Origin of the sequence: uncultured Sphingorhabdus sp. (assembly GCF_937872355.1) — a bacterium.
GTDB lineage: Bacteria > Pseudomonadota > Alphaproteobacteria > Sphingomonadales > Sphingomonadaceae > Sphingorhabdus_B.
Genome location: NZ_CALMSV010000135.1, coordinates 25,625 through 45,038, shown reverse-complemented (window position 1 = coordinate 45,038; position 19,414 = coordinate 25,625). Strand labels below are relative to the sequence as shown.

Genomic DNA, 19,414 nt, shown 5'->3' with positions numbered 1-19,414 from the left:
TTCTGGACCGCCCTCTCATTTCCCCCGTCGGGGAAAAGTCGATTACTTAAGGTCGACGGTGCCGCCAGCGGCAACGATCTTCGCCTTGATTTCTTCGGCTTCAGCCTTCGACACGCCTTCCTTGATCGCCTTCGGAGCCGACTCAACAAGAGCCTTGGCTTCGGTCAGGCCGAGCGCGGTGATGGCGCGGACTTCCTTGATGACAGCGATCTTGTTGCCGCCGTCGCCGGTCAGGATGACGTCGAATTCGGTCTGCTCTTCAGCAGCCGGAGCAGCAGCGCCGCCAGCAGCAGGTGCTGCAACAGCAACAGCAGCAGCAGCCGAAACGCCCCACTTTTCTTCCAGAGCCTTGGCAAGGTCAGCAGCTTCCAGAACGGTCAGCTTGCTCAGTTCTTCTACCAGCTTTTCAATATCAGCCATTTCAATAACACTCCAATTTCTATGCAATTCTACCCGCGCGATCGCTCGCCGCGCAGTGATGTGAAAAAATTATGCGGCTTCCTTGGCGGCGTATGCGCCAAAAACCCGTGCCAGCTGTCCAGCAGGCGCCGAGATAACCTGCACAACCTTGGTAGCCGGGGCCTGGACAAGGCCGATCAGCTTGGCGCGCAGTTCATCGAGCGACGGCATGGAAGCCAGTGCCTTGACACCTTCAACATCGAGGACGGTCGAGCCCATCGCACCGCCGACAATTTCAAGCTTGTCGTTGGTCTTGGCGAATTCGACGGCAACCTTGGCGGCGGCCACCGGATCACCCGATGTGGCAATCGCAGTCGGGCCGGTCAGCAGATCGCTGAGCGGGCTGTACTGCGTGTCGTTCAATGCGATTTTGGCAAGGCGGTTCTTGGCGACCTTGTAGCCGGCACCCGCGTCACGCATCTTCAAACGAAGGTCGGTCGACTGTGCGACGGTCAGGCCCAGATTACGGGTGACCACGACAACCGCGGCTTCGTTAAAGGTTGCATTCAGCGCAGCAACCGCTTCGGTCTTTTCAGAACGGTTCATGCATTACTCCAATCACAGGATTGGCTTTTGAAGGCCAACCCAACACGAAATCGCGCAACGCCCTGATGGGCGATCCGCATACATAGTCCGTGGGGAAGGTTCATAGCTGCGAACAGCCGGGGACACGCGAGGCGTGCCTTGAATGAGTCTATCCCCGTCTAGGCTGGAAATTAAGACCGGCAAATTCCGGTCACCAACTGTCTCGGACGGTGACATGGAGGGCGAACCCTCCGGTCGGGGGCGGCCATTAGCAGCTATGCGGCGAGAGTCAAGCGTTGCGCCGAAAAGGCGCGACCGGGCGGGGGGCATCGTTGCCCGATCGCGCGGTGTGGGAGCAGCCTTCTTGCGACCCGAAGGACCGGCTCCCGAACCATAAATCAGTTCAACCTGATGCTCAGCGAAAGCCCGCCCGCAAAACCGGTGCTGTTGTTGTTCAGACCTGTGCTGCCAAACACTGACATGTTAAAGCCTTTGGCAAGGCGGAAACTTGCCCAGCCCGTCACTTCGCTCGATGCCTTGTTTCCGGCTATGGAAGATTGCTGCCAGTCGTAATCCGCGCCAAGAGTGACGCCATTGCCGGCGCGCACGCTTGCCCCTGCTCCGGCACCCCAGGTGTCGCGAACAGGAACGGCGGTAGAGTTGCCAGCAAATTTGCGCCGACCATGTACGTATAGCGTAGTTGGGCCGAACTCCTTCACTAGGTCGAGGGCAGCTGTCACATCGACTTTGCCCGTCCCAAGCCGTTTCGACTTTGAAGCTGTCGGCACTTTGACTTTACCAGTGGCATCGATGAAGAAATCATTGCCGAGATCGAACGAATATGTACCGGCGATCACAACATCACCGAAACCGCTGCGGCGTGTACTGACCGGAACACCGCCGCTGTCGTCAACTTCAACATCACCGGAACCGCTTGAACCGGATCCGGAATTGGCACTGCCTGGGCCGCTATTGTCGGTGCGGCCTCCGCCTCCACCACTGTCACGGCCTTCAGGTGTCTGGATTAGTGAACCAGGGCCGTCGATGCGTACATAGGGCACCGATACCCGGATACTGAAATTGTCCTTGCTATATTTCAGGCTGACAGGGGTCGAAACGACTTTGGTTGCAGTCACTTCGCCATAGTCACCTTTGGAATAGTTGATGCCGGTCGAAAAGCGCAGGACGCCTTTGACGCTTTCACCCGTCGGACTTTGATTTTGGGCGAAGGCCGGCTGGCTGGCGATCGCCGCCAGAATAGTGCAAGCACCTGCTGCACATCTTGATAGCTTTTTCATGTTGTTTCCCCGGAACTTGGAGCACCAGACTTTCCCGTCGTGGCGCACTCGTCAATAAAAAATGGCAATGGGTTCCGGGAAGGAGCGACCTTCCCGGAACCGCCAGCAATCCGGTTAGCCCAGATCGTCGGCGCCGCGACCGCCACGGTCATCGCCCGGGGCGTCGTCACCGCCGCGCCCGCGACCTCTTCCACGACCCTGTCCCTGACCGCGATCTTCCGCAGCGCGTACACGATCACCGCCATGATCATCATTGGCATCATGATCAGCCGGATCATCCGCTCCACGACCACCGCGATCGCCACCCTTGTCGTCATTAACGTCATGGTCAGCCGGATCGTCAGCTCCACGGCCGCGCTCGCGAAGGCCACCCTTGTCGTCGTTGATGTCATGGTCGGCAGGATCATCAGCACCGCGCCCTTGGCGGACATCGCCAGGCGCGTCGTCGCAGCCGCGGCATTGGCGGACATGGCCCGCCGGGTCATCGGCACCACGGCGCGCCATTGCGCTTCCAGCCGTCAGCGTTGCGGCACAGATGGCGGCGGTTGCTACGCCCAGTTTCCAGATAGTAGTCATCTTGTTTCTCCCGAATGGTCCCGGCGGGGGTTGCCGGTTTTTCCACAACGAGAGCGGGCGACGATTATTCCGCGCGTAGCTCCAAAAAAACTCCTAATTCTTCCAACCAGATGAAATTGCTTTATTTTCTTTTTCTTTATCAAGCGGGTCGGACGCGTTCAGCCGATCCATTTCAGCATTCAAAGATTTCGGATCATTACCTGCAGCAGTTCGGATTTCCCCGTTCGTGCTGATTTCGGGGCCACGCACAGTTTGCGCCTCAACCGTCCATCCGTCAGACGAACGGCAGGCAATGCCGCCTCCTATCTGTTCCCCGGAAAATTCACGGCAATATCGCCCATCGCCGGCGCGGAAGGATAATACCGGGCCTACTTCGCCCTTTTCCCTCAAGTTCAAAGTCTGACCAGATGGCAGTGTTTCCATCGCAATTTGAAATTGCCTGTCGCCAGCCACATCCTGATCGTCAGGCTGGAACAAAATCAACGCAACCGCAATAGATGCGGCGATCGCGCTGCCAGCAATGCCATAACGACCCCACGACCAACGATTGTCATTCGCTGCCAGAGGAATGGGAGTTCCGTGTGGAACCGGCTCACCCAATCCCAGCTTTTCAAGCATGGCTGGATTAATGCCATTGGAATCAAGCGGGAAAGCAGTGTGCAGCAGGCTATCATTCGACCGCCACCGTTGAACGTCTGCTGCGAGTGCGCTGTCTGCCCGCATTTCCGCTTCAAACGCAACCAACGCCTCGCCGTCCAAACTCCCGTCAAGATAAGCTGCGATAAGTTCTGCCCGGTCAACCATTGCCCTGTCCTTCGCCATGCAATGCGCGGTCGATTGATTGACGCGCGCGCGCTAATCGGCTCATCACGGTACCGATAGGTATATCGAGGATCTCGGCTGCTTCCTTGTAAGACCGACCGTCAAGCACCACGAGGGCCATTAAGGCGCGTTGCTCGTCGGGTAGCAAAGCCATCGCCGACCTGGCCTTTTCCAGATCAGACCGTTCTTCGACAATAGCGCGCCCATCTTCGCCAACAAGCGCAACCGCCTCGTCAATATCGACCGACACCCCGCGCCGGGCCTGTGCCCGAACTTCATCAATGTGGATATTTTGCGCGATCCGGAACATCCAGCTTTCGAGGCTGCTGCCCGGTTGCCACTGGTCGATCCGCGCCAACGCCCTTTCGACTGTTGCTTGCATCAAATCATCGCCCCTATCTTCGTTGCGCGCCAGCACCGCACAGAAACGGCGAAGGCGCGGCAGAAATGCCACGACGCGCACCCTGACGCTTTCCCTATTTGCGTTTCCGGAGTGCATCCTGTCCGAAGCCCTAACGTATCGAGGCGGATTTTATTCCGTGTTCGAAACCCCAAAAATCTATCTGCATGGATAGACTGGATTTTATTTCTCCGGACAGGCGGAATAATTGTCAAGGCCGGGCGTTGTCGGGGCATGACACAATATATTGCCAAACGCTGCCAAAAGCATGAAACTTTCGAGATGCCTCAATCGTCACGAATACCGTCAACACTGGCCGCAATCTTCGCGGCAGCCCTTGTCGTAGGGCCCGCCCAGTTGAATGCCTTCGACCGGGAAGACCGCGCCGACAAGGCTATGGAAGCGTCGATCCGGGCTGCCGAGCGGGCCTCTCGTGACAGCGCCCGTGCCAGCGAAGATGCAGCCCGTGCTGCTGAGCGAACCAGAATCGATGAAATCAAGGCCAGTGAAGATGCCCAGCGAGCCAAGGTTCGCGCCGCCGAAGACCTCTCCAAAGCCGAAGCCGACGCCCAGGAACAGGCGATCAAGGATGCGGCGGATGCAGAAGAGCAGGCCGCTAAAGACGCAGCCGACGCCGCTGAAGAGGCCGCCAAAGCGGCTGAGGAGGCCGCAAAGGACGCTGCCGATGCTGCAGAGGATGCGGCAAAGGCGGCGGAAGATGCAATGGAGGATAGCCACGGATCGTCGGAATCGATGCGCGATCTTGCCAGCAACGAAAGCCCCGAATTCGATCAAAAAGGATTTCCGGTTCGCAAGGGCGAAATTGTCGGGATTGACGTTGATGACAGTTCAATGGCGCTTGCGGTCAATGCTGGCTTTACGGTCATCGAACGCGCCCAGCTACCTGGCCTAGGCAGCGAAGTGATCCGATTTGCATCACCCAAGGACATGGAATCAAAAGCAGCCCTTGAGCTGATTCGTGCTACAGATTCGCGGGGTAGCTACGATCTTTCGCATTATTATGGACTGTTATTCAGCCCGCAGGGGGGTGTCTCGACCAAGGGCAGTAGCAGCATCAGGGCGAAGCAGGGCTCATTGAAAATTGGCATGATCGACACGGGCGTCGCTGGTCACAAGTCTCTTGCAAAAGTCGCGTTGCAAACGCGGGATTTCAGCGGCGGAGAAAAGGCGGTACCAACCGAACACGGAACCGCCATCGCCTCATTGCTTGCGAGCGAAGGCACCGCGACAATCGTTGCTGCCAACATTTTTCAGGGAAACGGCGGAAAGCCCTACACATCCGCTGATGCCATTGTGCGTGCGCTTGACTGGATGGTGCAACAGCAAGTGCCGGTTATCAACATCAGCCTGGCCGGTCCGCGTAATCGCATTCTCGATACCTTGGTCCGCAAGGCAAGCGGCCTTGGCCATGTTATCGTAGCCGCTGCTGGTAATGGCGGCCCAACAGCCCCGCCGGCCTATCCAGCTGCTCTGCCTGATGTCGTGGCGGTCACTGCAGTCGACAAGGATTTGCGGATTTATCGTTATGCCAACCAGGGACGGTATGTTCGTGTCGCCGCACTGGGAGTCGACGTCTCTGCGGCGGCGCCGGGAGGCAAAACTGCGCGGCAGAGCGGTACGTCATTTGCGACACCCCATGTCGCAGCATGGATGGCCCGCTGTACGGGTGGCAAAAGCCCCTCCTCACGGATCAAATGCCTCAAACGGCTGGAAAATGAAGCGCGCGATCTGGGCGAACCCGGCCGAGATGCCGTTTACGGCTTCGGCTTTGTTTCCTGAGCCAGACTAAAGAGATGACAGCGCCAGCCCGAAAACAGCGCAAATCGCCAAGGTGCGGATGATTCCCCATTTGAAACCGAACAGAATGGTTGCTGCCGCGATACCAATGGCGAGTGCCTTCACATCCAATGAGGTCCTATCGGGCCACCAGATTGAACCGATGCCGATATCGGCTTGAACCACTTTGTGGAATAGAACATGCAGGGAGAACCAGAGCGAGAGGTTGGCAATCACCCCGACCACTGCCGCCGTAATCGCCGCAAGGCTGCCCTGCAGCCAGGCGATGCTGCGCATCCGTTCCATCAATGGCGCGAGCGCGAAGATCCAAAGGAAGCAGGGGGCGAAGGTGACCCAGGTGGTGAGGCCCGCCGCGAGCAGAGCGGCTGTCTACGCATCAAACGGCTCGGGCGCGCGGAAGCCTGCGAGGAAGCCGACAAACTGCGTGACGAGGATCAGTGGCCCCGGCGTGGTTTCGGAAAGGCCCAATCCGTCGGCCATCTCGCCCGCATTCAGCCAGCCAAAGCCGGTCACAGCCGCCTGCGCCATATAGGCGAGCACCGCATAGGCGCCGCCAAAGGTGACGATCGCTAGTTGGGAAAAGAAGCTGCCGACTTTCCAAAGGACATGGTCTTGCCCCAGCGTCAGCAGGATGGCGATCATAGGTGCCGCCCAGATAATGCCCCATGTCAGTACGGTCTTGATGATGTGCGCCAGCCAATGGCCGGTCGGCGCGTTGGTTGGGGCAGCCACCGGCTTCAGCGCAAAAAGCTCCGGGGCTTTCCGCGCGACGATAGCGCCGATGATCGCGGCAGCCAGTATCAGCAGCGGAAATGGAATGTGCAGCGCGAACAGCGCAAAAAAGGCCGCAAGCGCGAGTGCCCGTTTGGCGGGAGTGGTCAAAGCCTTGCCGCCTATCCGCAACAGCGCCTGCACGACAATGGCGAGCACAGCGGCCTTAACGCCAAAGAAGAGCCCTTGCAGCCAACTGACTTCCATCGCGAGCACGTAAAGCGCCGACAGCCCGAGCATCACCAGCGCGCCGGGGATAACAAACAACAGTCCAGCAATCAGGCCGCCCAGCGTGCCGTGCAGCCGCCAACCGATCCAAGCCGCAAGTTGCTGCGCCTCGGGCCCTGGCAGCAGATGGCACAGGTTCAATGCCTGTAGATATTCGTCTTCGGAAACCCACTGCTTCCGGTCGACCACTTCGTCGTGCATCAGCGCGATCTGGCCGGCGGGCCCGCCAAAACTGATCAGGCCAATTTTGCCGAACAGGCGCGTCAGTTCGCCGAGACTAGGAGTGGGCCGCATCCAGTTCGAGTAGCGCATTGGCCTGCTGCATGGCCAGCTTTTCCGCTTCGGCGGCGGCACGCGATGCGATCACGCCTTCGGCCTTGTCGGCCATTTCGGTCCAGGTATCGCGCGCCACCAAGTGGCGCTCGCGGACATTGGCGAGGGTAGCCTGATCGGCATCGCGTGAGGCCTGCGCGGCACGCTCGCGATAGAATTCAACGGTAGCCATGGGAGCGGCTCCTTTCTGGTTCAGCGGCGCATGTTGCGTGGGCCGGGGCCTACGCCGGGGGTGCGCTCGCGGAAAATGATGCGCCCTTTGGAGAGGTCATAGGGTGTCATCTCGACATGGACGCGGTCGCCCACGACGGAGCGGATGCGGAATTTCCGCATCTTCCCCGCCGTGTAAGCGATTATCCGGTGCTCGTTTTCCAGCACGACGCCAAAGCGGCCATCGGGCAGGATTTCATCGATTACACCTTCGAGCGTCAGAAGCTCTTCTTTGGCCAAACTTAGTCAGCCGCCGAAAGGTTGACGGCGGCTTTCTTGCCGTCGCGTCCAGCTTCGACTTCATAGTTGAGGCGCTGGTCCTTATCGAGCGTCGACATGCCGGCTGCCATCACGGCAGTGATGTGGACGAAGCTGTCATCGCCGCCGCCATCGGGCGCAATAAAGCCATAGCCTTTTTCGGTGTTGAAGAATTTTACGGTGCCTGTGGTCATTAGTCGTTCCTTTCACGAAACTATTGCCCGCGCGGCAACAGCGCCGCACGGGGAAGCCAGGGTCGTGTGAGAAAAGACGTTGCGCGTGCCAGACCTGTCCGTTGGACTTGGCCCGAATTGCACCTCAAATTTCCGTCGCGTTCGACGATAGCATCCTGTGTATAACATAAGTGGTGCAATATGGCAAACGGCCTTGCGGCACGGCGCTCTCTACTCCATAAGTAGAGAATGCTCTCGCAAAAGACCCGCTACACCATCCGCGCGCTGATGCATCTGGCGGACAAGTACCAGCAGGGGCTGGTGCCACTGACGGATATTGCCGAGGCGCAGAATATCCCCGCCAAATTCCTGACCGTGATATTGTCGGAAATGAGCCGCGCGGGTCTGGTCGTGTCGCAGCGCGGGCGGGATGGCGGCTATGAACTGGCGCTGCCACCTGTTGATATCAGCTATGGCGATATCATCCGCATCAGCCGTGGTTCGCTCGCGCTCGTCCCCTGCGCCAGCCGTTTCGCGCATGAAAAATGCAAGAACTGCCTTGAGGAAAGCAATTGCCGGATGCGCGCACTGATGCTCAAGGTGCGTGACGAGACCGCAGCGGTGCTCGACCGGATCAGCCTTGCCGACCCGATCGATATGGGCGTGATGGCCGAGGGCTGAGGGTAGCTTCGCTCGCTTCATAACCCACCCCAGCAAAGCCCCGCTTTACCGCACCCAAGCCTTACTCCCATTGTCTAGCGCAATGGTTGACATAACATCGCCGCTGTTCTGCCGCGATTCGGTGCGGCGTTTTGGGAGCGGTGTGCGATGTTCGACTTTCTCTGGTCCATCGATTGGAACGCGCTGCTGCCCTTTATCGCCATCGGCTTTGCCGCGCAGCTGGTCGATGGCGCGCTGGGGATGGCCTTTGGCGTGATCTGTTCGACCTTGCTGGTCAGCGTGATGGGGGTGGCGCCCGCGCGGGCCTCCGCCGGGGTGCATCTCGTCGAGATGTTTACCACCGGCGCCTCGGGGATCAGCCATGTGCTCCACAAAAATGTCGATTGGAAACTGTTCGCGCGAATTGCGGTGCCGGGGGTGATTGGCGGCGCGCTTGGCGCCTATGTGCTGTCGAATATCCATGCAGAGGTCGCGCGGCCGCTGGTGATGCTCTACCTCACCTGTCTCGGTTTCTACCTGCTCTATAAAGCGCTCACATACCCGCAAATGCCCAAGGCCAAGGATGCGAAAGTCACGGTGCCGCTGGGGCTGATCGGCGGTTTCCTTGATGCCTCGGGCGGGGGCGGCTGGGGGCCGGTGGTGACATCAAACCTCCTCATCCAGGGCACCGATCCGCGCAAGACCGTGGGCACGGTGAATACGGCGGAATTCTTTTTGACCTTCACCGTTTCGGCGATGTTCCTTTTCACGATCGGGATTGAGGCCTTCACGCAAGTCACTGGTGGCTTGCTCGTCGGCGGGCTGCTTGCCGCGCCGTTAGGGGGGTACATCGCCAAGCGCGTTCCGCCCAAGACCTTGTTGTTGATGGTGGGCGTGGTGCTGACCGCGACCAGCCTGTTCAGCCTGTATAAGGCGTTGAGTTAGCATCGATTCAATTCGTCATTCCCGCGAAGGCGGGAATCCATCACCTGCTGATAAAATTTCTAACACCGGTGATGGACCCCCGCCTTCGCGGGGGTGACGAAGCATTACTTTAAAGCGCGGCTTGCATTCGCATTCCCAATAGGCTTTCACTCCTCCCCAAGGGGAAGGGGACGGGATGCCGCTGGCTTATACCGGATATGACTGGGCGGTGCTCGGGGGCTATGTTGCGTTGCTCGCGCTCGCGGCCTGGTGGTCGACGCGCAATCCGGCGAAGGCGGAGGATTATTTCCTTGCGGGCCACCATGCGCCCGCCTGGTTGGTCGCAATTTCCGCGCTGTCGACGATGCAGTCTGCCGCGACCTTTCTCGGCGCGCCCGACAACAGTTATCGCGGCGACTGGAGTTACCTCACCAGCAATTTCGCGGCGATCATCGCGGCGGTCTTCGTCGCCCGGCTGCTGATCCCGCGTTATTATGCGCTGGGCGTGACCACGGTGTACGAGCTGCTCGAGGTGCGGTTCGACCGGACCGCGCGGCGCGCGGCGGCGGGGATGTATCTGGTCGGGCGAATATTGGCGAGCGGGGCGCGGCTCTATCTAGCGGCGATTGCGGTTTCGATGATCATCTTTCTGGATGTCGAGCCGCAGCATATCTTGATCGCCTCTGCGGTGCTGGTGGTATTCGGTATTGTCTTCACTTTGTTCGGCGGGCTGAATGCGGTGATCTGGAGCGATCTGGTGCAGGTGGTGCTTTATGTCGGCGGCGCGCTGATCGTCTTTGGGCTGCTCTGGAACCGCATCCCTGCACCAGCGGCGGAGATTTGGGAGGGGCTGCGCCAAGCGCCCGGGGGTGTCGACAAATTGCGGCTGTTCGACTGGTCGCTCGATTGGTCAAAGCCGTTTACCGTCTGGGCGATCCTGACCGGGCTGGTGCTGCTCAATATCGGCAATGCCGGGCTCGATCAGGATACCAGCCAGCGCTTTCTGGCGTGCGAAGATGCCAAGGCGGGCAACCGTGCGCTCTATCTGTCGATGTGGATGACGATCCCGGTGGTGGCGTTGTTCATGGCCATCGGTTCGTTGCTCCACATCTTCTACGAACGGCCCGAGCTGATGGGTGCGAGTGCCAGCGCGATGCAGGGCTTTTCGGGGGAAAAGATCACCATCTTCATGTCGTTCATCCTCTCCGAAATTCCGCCAGGGGTGCGCGGGCTGATCACCGTCGGCGTGATTGCGGCGGCGGCGATCAATTCGGGGCTGATCTCTATGTCCGCGGTGCTGGTGAGCGATTTCTACCGGCCGTGGAAGGAACGCCATGGCGCACAGGTGGGGGAGCATCATTATGTCAACGCCGGGCGCGGGGCGATGCTGCTGCTCGCACTCGCCTTGTTCGCAATGTCGATCCTATGCTTCTACTGGCAGCGTTATACCGACATGCCCTTGCTCGAATTCGTGCTCGGCGTGATGGCCTTTGCCTATTCGGGGCTATTGGGCGTCTATGCGACGGTGCTGTTCACCAAGCGCGGATCAACCGCATCGGTGATCGCGGCGCTGGCGGTGGGCTTTGCCGCGATCCTGCTGCAACAGCATTATATCGTCGATAGCTTTGGTCTGCCCCCCGCGATGAAGGGCCTCGCCTTCCCCTGGCAGCTGTGCATAGGGGCGGGGCTGGCGTTTCTGGTGTGCCTTGCCGGGAAACCCCTGTTCAGCGATAGATGAGGTAACGTGCGCGGATTGTGTTGAACTCGATGAGCTCCGCTTGCCAACCCGCCTCGATTGTTTCGACTGTCTCGCCCGCGATTATGCCTTTACGCACCGTGTCGGTCCCGGCAAGCTGGTCGAAAAATGACGGGGTACCTTCGCGGAACCGGAAATGCTCCGGATACAGATCGTGCACGGCCTTCACCAAGGCGATTCCTGTCCGTACAGACATGAAAGTCCTGCGGTCAGTAGGGATCACCCAAACTCCATTGCAAACCTGCCCCGCAAATTTGGAAAAAGTCGGTGCGAAGGATATTTGTTTGAATGCAACGCCGGGCAGCCCGGCTGCGTTCATCCGCTCGGCGAGCTCTGCTCCGTCAATGAAGGGCGCGCCAATATATTCAAATGGCTTCTCGCTGCCGCGCCCTTCGGAAATATTGGTGCCCTCTAATAGCGCGGTGCCCGAATAGACCGCTGCTGTCTTTGGCGTCGGCATATTAGGCGACGGTGGCACCCAGGGCAAATCCCAGGCGAAATAGGGGAGCATGTCGCGCCGCCAACCCCGCACTGGGATGACGCGGAGTTTTGTGCGCAACCTTTCTTCACCAACAAACATCCGCGCAAGTTCGCCCAATGTCATGCCGTGACGCACTGGCATGGCAAAGCTGCCGACAAAGGATCTAAATGGAGGCTCCAGCACCGGCCCCTCGACCTTGACTCCGTCTTGCGGATTGGGGCGGTCCAGAATGATGACCTCGACGCCCGATTTTTCCGCCGCGCGCAACATGAAGAGGAGCGTCGTCGAGTAAGTGTAAAACCGCGAGCCAACATCCTGCAAATCGACCAGCACCACATCTATCCCTGCCAGCATTTCAGGGGTGGGCACCTTTGTCTCGCCATAAAGGCTGTGGATCGGCAATCCGGTTTGCGTATCAACGCCAGAGGCAACCCTTTCCCCCGCCTGCGCCGTACCACGCACCCCATGTTCGGGACTGAACAGCGCGGCAAGCTCCACACTCTCCTGTGCCCGCAACAGGTCGATGCTGCTCACGCCTCGGCGATCGACGCCGGTTTGGTTGGTCAGCAGCGCGATACGCTTGCCCTGCAGCAGCGCCATCCGCTCGGCCAGCAGCACTTCGATGCCGGGTGTGATGTGCTTGATGGCAACATACGCCACATTTGCCGGCTTGGCCGGCTCGGCGTTGGTAGTCGGTGGAGATGCAACCAAGGATGCAAATAGTAGGGCAGGCAGATACCGCATGGTGCAAAGCTATGGGACAAAGCTCTGCCTGGCAAAGCAAAAGGGCCAGGGTTGCCCCCGGCCCTTCCATAATTTGCCTTTGGCTTGGCTTAGGCGCCAGCGACGTCCGCTACGTCGACCTTCAGGCCGGGGCCCATTGTCGAGCTGATCGCGATCTTGCGGACATATTTGCCCTTCGATCCCGACGGCTTCGCCTTGATCACAGCGTCAACCAGTGCGTCGAAATTCGAGCGCAGGTCAGCGTCGGAGAAGCTCTTCTTGCCGATGCCGCTGTGGATGATGCCCTGCTTTTCAACGCGGAACTCAACCTGACCGGCCTTTGCGGCTGTTACAGCAGCGGCAACGTCCATGGTCACAGTGCCCAGCTTCGGGTTCGGCATCAGGCCCTTGGGACCGAGCGTCTTACCCAGGCGACCAACAATACCCATCATGTCGGGCGTTGCGATCACGCGGTCGTAATCGAGGTTACCGGCCAGCATGTCTTCCATCAGGTCTTCGGCACCGACCTTGTCAGCACCAGCGGCGGTCGCGGCTTCGGCCTTGTCACCGCGAGCGAACACGGCAACCTTCATGTCCTTGCCCGTACCGGCCGGAAGCGAGACCATGCCACGGACCATCTGGTCAGCGTGGCGCGGGTCAACGCCGAGGTTCAGCGCGACTTCGATGGTTTCGTCAAACTTGGCGGTGGCCAGTTCCTTGATGGTCTTCAGCGCTTCATCAACGCCATAGAGCTTTTCTGCGTCAAGCGCGGCGAGGGTCTTTGCCTTCTTGGTCAGCTTTGCCATGATCTTAGCCCTCCACCACTTCGAGGCCCATGGCCGTAGCCGAGCCTGCAATGATCTTGACCGCAGCGTCCATATCGTTCGCGTTCAGATCCTTCATCTTCAAGGTAGCAACTTCTTCGAGCTGCTTGCGCGTGATCTTGCCCGCGGTCACCTTGCCGGGTTCCTTCGAACCGGATTTCAGGCCGAGGACCTTCTTTATGAGGAAGGTTGCCGGCGGCGATTTGGTCGCGAACGTGAAGCTCTTGTCCGAAAATACGGTGATCTTGGTCGGAATCGGCGTACCCTTTTCAAGGTCACCGGTCGCGGCGTTGAACGCCTTGCAGAATTCCATGATGTTCACACCACGCTGACCGAGCGCAGGGCCGATCGGCGGGGAGGGGGTTGCAGCGCCCGCGGGCACCTGCAGGCTGATATAGCCGTCAATCTTCTTGGCCATGAGAGGCCTCCTTTCATTCTTTCTCCGCCAAAGCCTGTGAAGGCGATGGAGGATCAAATTAAGCGGTCAAACAGACAGCCGAAGCCATCCTCCCGCGCGGGAATCACTTGCTTGGAGGCAAGCGAAGGCGGGCCATTAGGTGAACGACGCAACAAAATCAAGCGTTCTGGGGTGCAGACGGCCGGATATCGCCGCAAAACAGCACGGACCACGCCGGGCTTTGACGGTGAACTTAATATGCACCGGTACCGCTGCACGGCTCCAGAGACGCCCGGCTTTGGGATAGAGGCCTGCCCCGGACGGCAAACGTTATTTGTTTTAGGAGGTAAAATGTCTGTTTCAATAAATGACCTCATCGAAGAATCTTTGAACCACCGTGCTGTTCAGCACCCCTATCTGCGGGCACTCGATACGGGCGATTTGCCGGATACAGGCTGGGCGTTGCGTGATTTTGCCGATCATTATTATGGCTATTCGCTGCATTTTCCGCGTTACCTGACCACAGTCATCTCAAAACTGGAAAATCCTGTTCATCGTAACATTCTGCTTCAGAACCTGACCGAGGAGTCCGGGCACTATGAAGAAGAGGAATATGCCGAACTCGCGGCGGTTGGCGTCGACCGGTCTTGGATTGAGGGTGTCCCACATCCGCAATTATTCCTCAGGTTCCGACAGGCCAACGGTTTGACCGCACCCTATGCGGCGGAAGCCGAAGCGATCGAGCTGGTTTGCTGGCGTGAATCCTTTCTGGCGACGCTCACACACGGATCGGCCGCCGAAGCGTTAGGGGCTTTGGGGCTTGGCACCGAGAATATCGTGAGCACCATATACCAGCCTTTTGTGAAGGCGTTGGCGCGTACCGATCTGCATCCGCGCGACACGGTGTTCTTTCCGCTGCATACGGCGGTCGATGATCACCATCAGGAAGCACTCGAAGAGATTTCGCTGGCTTTCGCGGCCACGCCGCAGGGCAAATCCGATTTGCGCCGTGGCATGATCAAAGCCTTGTCGTTGCGCTCCTCCTTTTGGGACTGGTTATACGAACGCGCACTGACATGTGCGGAGCGGACCGAAGCAGCGCTCTCCTATTGAGTCTGGCCGCATCTTTACCGACATTATGGGATTTCCGATATGAATGCAGAATTGCTTGCGCTTTTGGGCGCTATCGAGGCGCGCCAGCCACTGGCAAAGGAACGGGCGATTGCGGATTTTGGCGCGGATCCAACGCGCAGCCATCGCGAACTTTACCGCAATCGCAATGCAAAACTGGGCATCGACTTTACAGTCGACGTGCTCGATTTTCCGGGCGCACAGGCCTTTGACGTGCGCGTCGTGCGGATAGCCGCCGGATGCAATAATGAATTGCACAAGCATGCCCATGAATCGCTATTCTATGTGATTAGCGGTGAAGGAGAGGTGCGGATCGCCGACGCAAGTCTTCGGGTTAGCCAGGGCGAAGTGGCATTTGTTCCCCGTTGGGCGTTTCATCAGTCGCGGAATCTGTCGGAAACAGAGGAGCTGGTTATTCTGGCGGTTACAGACTTTGGGCTAACAAAGGCAGTTCTGGGTGACTATGACAAGCGAACCAGACTGGCTGTCCGAGGTGCCGACGTTCAAGAGCATGGCTAGCCGCGCTGTCTTCTGAAACCGCCCTGCATCATTACGATTTCGTCAAGGACCCAACGGATTTAAGTTGAATTCTGTCGTTTCGGTCAAGCAGGCGGTTTGTAGCGCAACAGCCCTTCCTGCACGACTGAAGCGATTAGGGTGCCATCGCGGGTATAGATATATCCATGATTGATGCCCCGGCTGTTGCCGGTCCAGCCGCTGTCCATCACATAGACGAACCAGTCGTCGACGCGCACATCGTTGTGGAACCACATCGCATGGTCGAGGCTGGTCGAGAATAGCCCGGGCGTGGTCCAGTTGAGGCCGTGGGGCAGCATTGCTGATGACAGCAGGCCCATGTCCGAGGCAAAAGACAGGAAGGCGCGGTTCAGCAATGGATCGTCGCCAATCGAGCCGCGCAGGCGAAACCACTGGTAATGCTGCGTCGCCTTTTCCTTGGGGGCAGGGCGAAAACTGCGCATCTCAAAAGGACGCGGTCGCGCCATTTGATGCAGCAACCGATCATCCATTTTCGGGCTCACCGCGATGAAATCGGTAAAGTCCCAACATTCCTCGGGCGGCAGCAGATCAGGCATCGGCACCTGATGCGCGAGGCCCGGATCGGGCGTCTGGAAAGAAGCGGTCAGGTTGAAGATAACCTTACCTTCCTGACGCACCACCACGCGCCGGTTGGAAAAGCTGCGACCGTCGAAATCGCGGTGTACGCGGAAATGCAGCGGAGCCGTTTCCTGTCCGCCACGCAGGAAATAGGCGTGCAGCGAGTGGATCTGCTTGTCGGGCTCAACCGTGCGGGCGGCAGCCATCAGCGATTGTGCTACAACCTGCCCGCCAAAAATCCGTGCCCGGCTGGAGCTGGGAAGCGCGGGGAAGGCAAACTCGTCTGGCGCTTCGTCGGGCAACAGATCGAACAGGCGGCTGACGCTGGCCACCATCTCTTCTGCCGGAACCGAATCGAAAAGCGCCCGGGCCTGCTTGATGCGTCGTGTCGTCTCGGGGGATGGTTGTGGTTGAGTCATTGCGTATGGGATCTTCTGCTCGGGCCAGATTTTGGCTGGGGTCTGAAGCCCGCATCATCAATTCGCCCTATTCTAAAACCTGGCGACCAGAATTGACCCTCTTGGCAAATTTGCAGCAAATAGCAAGGGGCGGGCCGCTATTGGCAGCCCGCCCCAAATCATGATCTGAAACTGGATCAACGAACGCCGATTACATCCGGATTTCCATCGGGATCGCCGATAACGTTTCCGCCGTTGCGTACTGCACCCTGAAGGAGCAGGCCAGCAAGGTGTGGGGTCGCCATCGACGTGCCGCTGATGGTGTTATACCCACCGCTGAGCCAGGTCGATTTGATCGAGCTGCCCGGCTCGGCATAATCAATCGGCGGGTTTCCAAAGTTGGAATAGGTCGCCCAGCGATCATTTACCGCGAATGCCGAAACCGTGAAGATATTGTTTCCGTTGGCGCGCGCAGGCGAGTGGTTGTTTGCATTGTCACTCTCGTTGCCAGCGGCAAGTGCAAAGCGCACACCGCCTGCGGCTGCGGCAACTACTGCGGCGTCGAGCGCAGTGCTGACACCGCCGCCAAGGCTCATATTGGCAACGTCACCCGGACGACCGTTCTGCGCGACATAATCCACGCCAGCGATCACGCCGGAATTCGAGCCTGATCCGCGACGGTCGAGAACGCGAACTGCGACGACGGGCGCGCCGGGGGCTACTCCAATGACGCCGATATTATTATCCCGCGCGGCTATTGTTCCTGCGACATGGGTGCCGTGACCATTCTGGTCCTGCGGCGTCGTGTTGCCGCCCAGGAAGGTACGGCTACGGGTCAAATCGACATTAAGGTCAGGGTGGGTCAGGTCGATGCCAGAATCGATAACCCATGCGGTTGCAAAGTTACCAGCAGCACCGCCGCCAACACGTGCGATGCCCCAGGGGGTTTCCTGTGCAGGTTGCGTGCCGCCGCCCGGCTTGCCTGCCATCCCGCGAACCTGGCCGGCCGTCATCACTTGATCCTGCTCGCAATATGCGATCTTGGGATTGTTGGCCTTCATATTCTCAACCGCCTGCGGTGCCATATTGGCAGCGAACCCGCGCAGAGCAACGCTGTAAACATGCTTGATCTGGCCGCCATGTGCCTGCACTGAACGATTGGCCTCAGCTTGCGCGTTACCGCGCGAAACTTCCTTGTTGAAGACGCAGATATAGCTGCCCGGAATCTTGTCTCCGGCAACCTGTGCTTGGACTGGCGTGGCCAGGGCCAGCACCGGTAAAAGCGAAATTGCACCCCAAATCTTCATTTTCATAAAATCATTCTCCCCAGCATTGAAGTCCGCTTGCTGCAATCGAAGCGGAAATCGAGGTAGAGATTACTAACCCGAGCCGGGCTGTCGAGTATGAAAATGACGCCCGCAAATTATTTTACACAAGTTGTTTGCAATAAGGTTACTTGCCTGTGAAACATGATTCGCAAGTAAAGGAAAACATACCCTTTTTCAGTTTGGCATATTCTCGGTTGTTCCAATTATATCCTGCGCCTGCTCGGGTTGAAAACGGCGATGGCGCACAATGTGCGGCGTGATCACGATGTAAAGCTCGGTCTTGCTGCGGGTTGAGCGTTCGAGTTTGAACAGATTCCCAACCAGCGGGATATCGCCCAGCAACGGCACCTTGGATTTGTTGGTGATGACGTTTTCCTGTGTCAGTCCACCGACGACAAAGGTTTCACCGTCACGGACAGATGCTGAGGTCTCGGCCTCGCGCTGGCTGATTGTCGGATAGCCTTGCGAGAAGCCGGTCACCGACGAAACCACGCCATAGATTTGCGACGTGACGAAACCATCGGCCGATACGCGGGGAGCAATCTGCAGGGTAACGCCAACATTCACATATTGCACTTGTTGCGATACGCCGTTGACGCCCGAAAGTGTGATCGCCGTCAGGATCGGTAGCGCATCGCCAGTGATGATTTTTGCGGTCGAGCCACTTTGGGCGGCAATTCTTGGACGCGAGACGATACGTCCTTCGCCGCGTTCGACCTGTGCATAAATGGCGGCCTGCAACGCGCCAGAGGGCAAGACGTCGTTAGGATCGACACCAAAGGGCAGGAAGGATCCGGTCTGCAATGTGCCGACTGCCAGTTGTCCTGCATTATTGTTCAGATCGATGCCCAGATTCTTGGCGCCCTGTTCGGTCAGTTCGACAAACTGGGTTTCCAGGATCACGCTATCGACGGGTACGTCGATCATCGCAATCTGCTCCTTGATACGGGCGATTTTTTCTGACGAGCCAGTGACCCATATCGCGTTCAGCCGCCGGTCGATCGCTATGCCATTACCAAAGGATTGGCCGAGCGGTTTTTGGGCTTCCTGCTGCTGTTGCGGCGGGTTGAAATAATTGCCCTGGCTGTTGCTGCCAGGCGATCCAAAGCCCGGCTCGCGACGGATGAAGACATTATTGGGTTCGGCCGTCGCGCCTTCTACCAGCAGCCCGATAATCTCGCTGACATCGGCATATTTGAGCGGGATGAGTTCATAGCTGTCGCCTTCACTCGCACCTTGTGCAGCGCTAAGGTCGCTGGCCTTGTAGACGGCCTCATTCTGCGATCCGATTGGACGCGTGCCGGTTGCTTCCTCGACGGACACACGTTCGACACGAATCTGCAATGCCTTGTTACCTGCAGGCTGCACCGAAACGCTTGCCGGACCGCCGGTTTCGAAACGGAGAACCAAGCTGCCTGCGGTCGTTTCAAACCGGGCCGAACGCACCAGCCCCCGGTAACGGTGGAACTCGGCCACGCGTGGCGCCCGCAACGTTGCACGCATGGCAACCGCAGGGCGGCTGGGGTCGGTGTTCAGCGGGGAAGCCTGCGGCTCCTGCGGCGAAAAGCGGAGGATGAACGAAGTCTGGTCGGCATCTTCGGTGACCAGTTGCAACTCTTCGACAACCGACGGTGTTTGTGCCGACGCGGGCGTCAGTATAGCACAGCACAGCGCCAGCAGAAGCAACACTTGCTGCAGGATGCCGAATCTTTGTGGAGTCACCGCGAGCACATCCCCTCCTTCCAAGATATGCACTTTGACTGCAACCTGCCTTTTATAACTTCGTCCGAGTCCTGTCTTCGGAG

General features: G+C 58.6%; 21 protein-coding genes and 1 pseudogene. 6 read left to right on the top strand and 16 right to left on the bottom strand.

Annotation, left to right across the window (positions count from 1 at the left end; all coding sequences use genetic code 11):
* Positions 1-42: 42 nt before the first annotated feature.
* From rplL to Q0239_RS08515, 6 genes are all read right to left on the bottom strand, one after another.
* A complete protein-coding gene (gene rplL, locus Q0239_RS08540) occupies positions 43-420 on the bottom strand; it encodes a 50S ribosomal protein L7/L12 (RefSeq protein ID WP_298601205.1) in 378 nt (125 codons plus the stop codon).
* Between the two features lie 69 nt (positions 421-489).
* A complete protein-coding gene (gene rplJ / locus Q0239_RS08535) occupies positions 490-1,005 on the bottom strand; it encodes a 50S ribosomal protein L10 (protein WP_298601202.1) in 516 nt (171 codons plus the stop codon).
* 377 nt (positions 1,006-1,382) lie between these two features.
* Positions 1,383-2,282, bottom strand: a complete 900-nt coding sequence (locus tag Q0239_RS08530; RefSeq protein WP_298601199.1) for a hypothetical protein — start codon at positions 2,280-2,282, stop codon at positions 1,383-1,385.
* Between the two features lie 114 nt (positions 2,283-2,396).
* On the bottom strand, positions 2,397-2,858 hold the full coding sequence (locus Q0239_RS08525) for a hypothetical protein (protein WP_298601196.1): 462 nt from the start codon (positions 2,856-2,858) through the stop codon (positions 2,397-2,399).
* 93 nt (positions 2,859-2,951) lie between these two features.
* Positions 2,952-3,662 carry a hypothetical protein gene (locus tag Q0239_RS08520; protein WP_298601194.1) on the bottom strand — a complete coding sequence of 237 codons (711 nt, stop codon included), beginning with the start codon at positions 3,660-3,662 and terminating at the stop codon, positions 2,952-2,954.
* Positions 3,655-4,134, bottom strand: a complete 480-nt coding sequence (locus tag Q0239_RS08515; protein WP_298601191.1) for an RNA polymerase sigma factor — start codon at positions 4,132-4,134, stop codon at positions 3,655-3,657. Before Q0239_RS08515 ends, Q0239_RS08520 begins: the two co-directional genes overlap by 8 nt.
* 228 nt (positions 4,135-4,362) lie before the next feature.
* Between Q0239_RS08515 and Q0239_RS08510 the strand changes: the two genes are divergently transcribed.
* Positions 4,363-5,880, top strand: a complete 1,518-nt coding sequence (locus Q0239_RS08510) for a S8 family serine peptidase (protein WP_298601188.1) — start codon at positions 4,363-4,365, stop codon at positions 5,878-5,880.
* Between the two features lie 6 nt (positions 5,881-5,886).
* Here Q0239_RS08510 and chrA read toward each other — a convergent pair.
* The 4 genes and pseudogenes from chrA to Q0239_RS08490 form a co-directional block, all read right to left on the bottom strand.
* Positions 5,887-7,191 (bottom strand): annotated as a pseudogene (gene chrA, locus Q0239_RS08505) (chromate efflux transporter).
* Positions 7,175-7,402: a hypothetical protein gene (locus Q0239_RS08500; protein WP_298601185.1), complete on the bottom strand. Its 228-nt coding sequence runs from the start codon at positions 7,400-7,402 to the stop codon at positions 7,175-7,177. The pseudogene chrA and the gene Q0239_RS08500 overlap by 17 nt, the downstream one beginning before the upstream one ends.
* A 20-nt stretch (positions 7,403-7,422) precedes the next feature.
* Positions 7,423-7,680: a translation initiation factor IF-1 gene (infA, locus tag Q0239_RS08495; protein ID WP_298601182.1), complete on the bottom strand. Its 258-nt coding sequence runs from the start codon at positions 7,678-7,680 to the stop codon at positions 7,423-7,425.
* 2 nt (positions 7,681-7,682) lie between these two features.
* Positions 7,683-7,892 (bottom strand): cold-shock protein, encoded by a 210-nt coding sequence (locus tag Q0239_RS08490; RefSeq protein ID WP_298601179.1) that lies wholly within the window; start codon positions 7,890-7,892, stop codon positions 7,683-7,685.
* A gap of 228 nt (positions 7,893-8,120) precedes the next feature.
* Between Q0239_RS08490 and Q0239_RS08485 the strand changes: the two genes are divergently transcribed.
* The 3 genes from Q0239_RS08485 (at position 8,121) to Q0239_RS08475 (ending at position 11,193) form a co-directional block, all read left to right on the top strand.
* Entirely contained in the window at positions 8,121-8,552 is a 432-nt protein-coding gene (locus Q0239_RS08485) for an Rrf2 family transcriptional regulator (protein ID WP_298601176.1), read from the top strand.
* Positions 8,553-8,699: 147 nt separating this feature from the next.
* Entirely contained in the window at positions 8,700-9,476 is a 777-nt protein-coding gene (locus Q0239_RS08480) for a sulfite exporter TauE/SafE family protein (RefSeq protein WP_298601173.1), read from the top strand.
* 175 nt (positions 9,477-9,651) lie between these two features.
* The gene (locus Q0239_RS08475; RefSeq protein ID WP_298601170.1) at positions 9,652-11,193 is read left to right on the top strand and encodes a sodium:solute symporter; all 1,542 of its coding nucleotides are present in this window, start codon (positions 9,652-9,654) and stop codon (positions 11,191-11,193) included.
* Here the strand turns inward: Q0239_RS08475 and Q0239_RS08470 are convergent.
* The 3 genes from Q0239_RS08470 to rplK all read right to left on the bottom strand — a co-directional run bounded on the left by Q0239_RS08470 (position 11,180) and on the right by rplK (position 13,657).
* Positions 11,180-12,436 (bottom strand): DUF1343 domain-containing protein, encoded by a 1,257-nt coding sequence (locus Q0239_RS08470; RefSeq protein WP_298601168.1) that lies wholly within the window; start codon positions 12,434-12,436, stop codon positions 11,180-11,182. The two genes, Q0239_RS08475 and Q0239_RS08470, sit on opposite strands and share 14 nt — an antisense overlap.
* Before the next feature lie 89 nt (positions 12,437-12,525).
* Entirely contained in the window at positions 12,526-13,221 is a 696-nt protein-coding gene (gene rplA, locus Q0239_RS08465; RefSeq protein WP_298601165.1) for a 50S ribosomal protein L1, read from the bottom strand.
* Positions 13,222-13,225: 4 nt separating this feature from the next.
* Positions 13,226-13,657, bottom strand: coding sequence for a 50S ribosomal protein L11 (gene rplK / locus Q0239_RS08460; protein WP_298601162.1), 432 nt, complete (start codon positions 13,655-13,657; stop codon positions 13,226-13,228).
* A gap of 330 nt (positions 13,658-13,987) precedes the next feature.
* Here rplK and Q0239_RS08455 point away from each other — a divergent pair, with 330 nt between their 5' ends.
* Together Q0239_RS08455 and Q0239_RS08450 are read left to right on the top strand one after the other, a co-directional pair.
* Positions 13,988-14,749 (top strand): iron-containing redox enzyme family protein, encoded by a 762-nt coding sequence (locus tag Q0239_RS08455; protein WP_298601159.1) that lies wholly within the window; start codon positions 13,988-13,990, stop codon positions 14,747-14,749.
* Positions 14,750-14,788: 39 nt separating this feature from the next.
* A complete protein-coding gene (locus tag Q0239_RS08450; RefSeq protein ID WP_298601156.1) occupies positions 14,789-15,286 on the top strand; it encodes a cupin domain-containing protein in 498 nt (165 codons plus the stop codon).
* Positions 15,287-15,369: 83 nt separating this feature from the next.
* On the opposite strand, the gene Q0239_RS08445 is transcribed toward Q0239_RS08450, so the two are convergent.
* From Q0239_RS08445 to Q0239_RS08435, 3 genes are all read right to left on the bottom strand, one after another.
* The gene (locus Q0239_RS08445; protein WP_298601152.1) at positions 15,370-16,302 is read right to left on the bottom strand and encodes an acyl-CoA thioesterase II; all 933 of its coding nucleotides are present in this window, start codon (positions 16,300-16,302) and stop codon (positions 15,370-15,372) included.
* 176 nt (positions 16,303-16,478) lie between these two features.
* Positions 16,479-17,594 carry a S8 family serine peptidase gene (locus Q0239_RS08440; RefSeq protein ID WP_298601149.1) on the bottom strand — a complete coding sequence of 372 codons (1,116 nt, stop codon included), beginning with the start codon at positions 17,592-17,594 and terminating at the stop codon, positions 16,479-16,481.
* Positions 17,595-17,783: 189 nt separating this feature from the next.
* Positions 17,784-19,340 carry a type II secretion system protein GspD gene (locus tag Q0239_RS08435; RefSeq protein ID WP_298601146.1) on the bottom strand — a complete coding sequence of 519 codons (1,557 nt, stop codon included), beginning with the start codon at positions 19,338-19,340 and terminating at the stop codon, positions 17,784-17,786.
* Between the last annotated feature and the right edge of the window lie 74 nt (positions 19,341-19,414).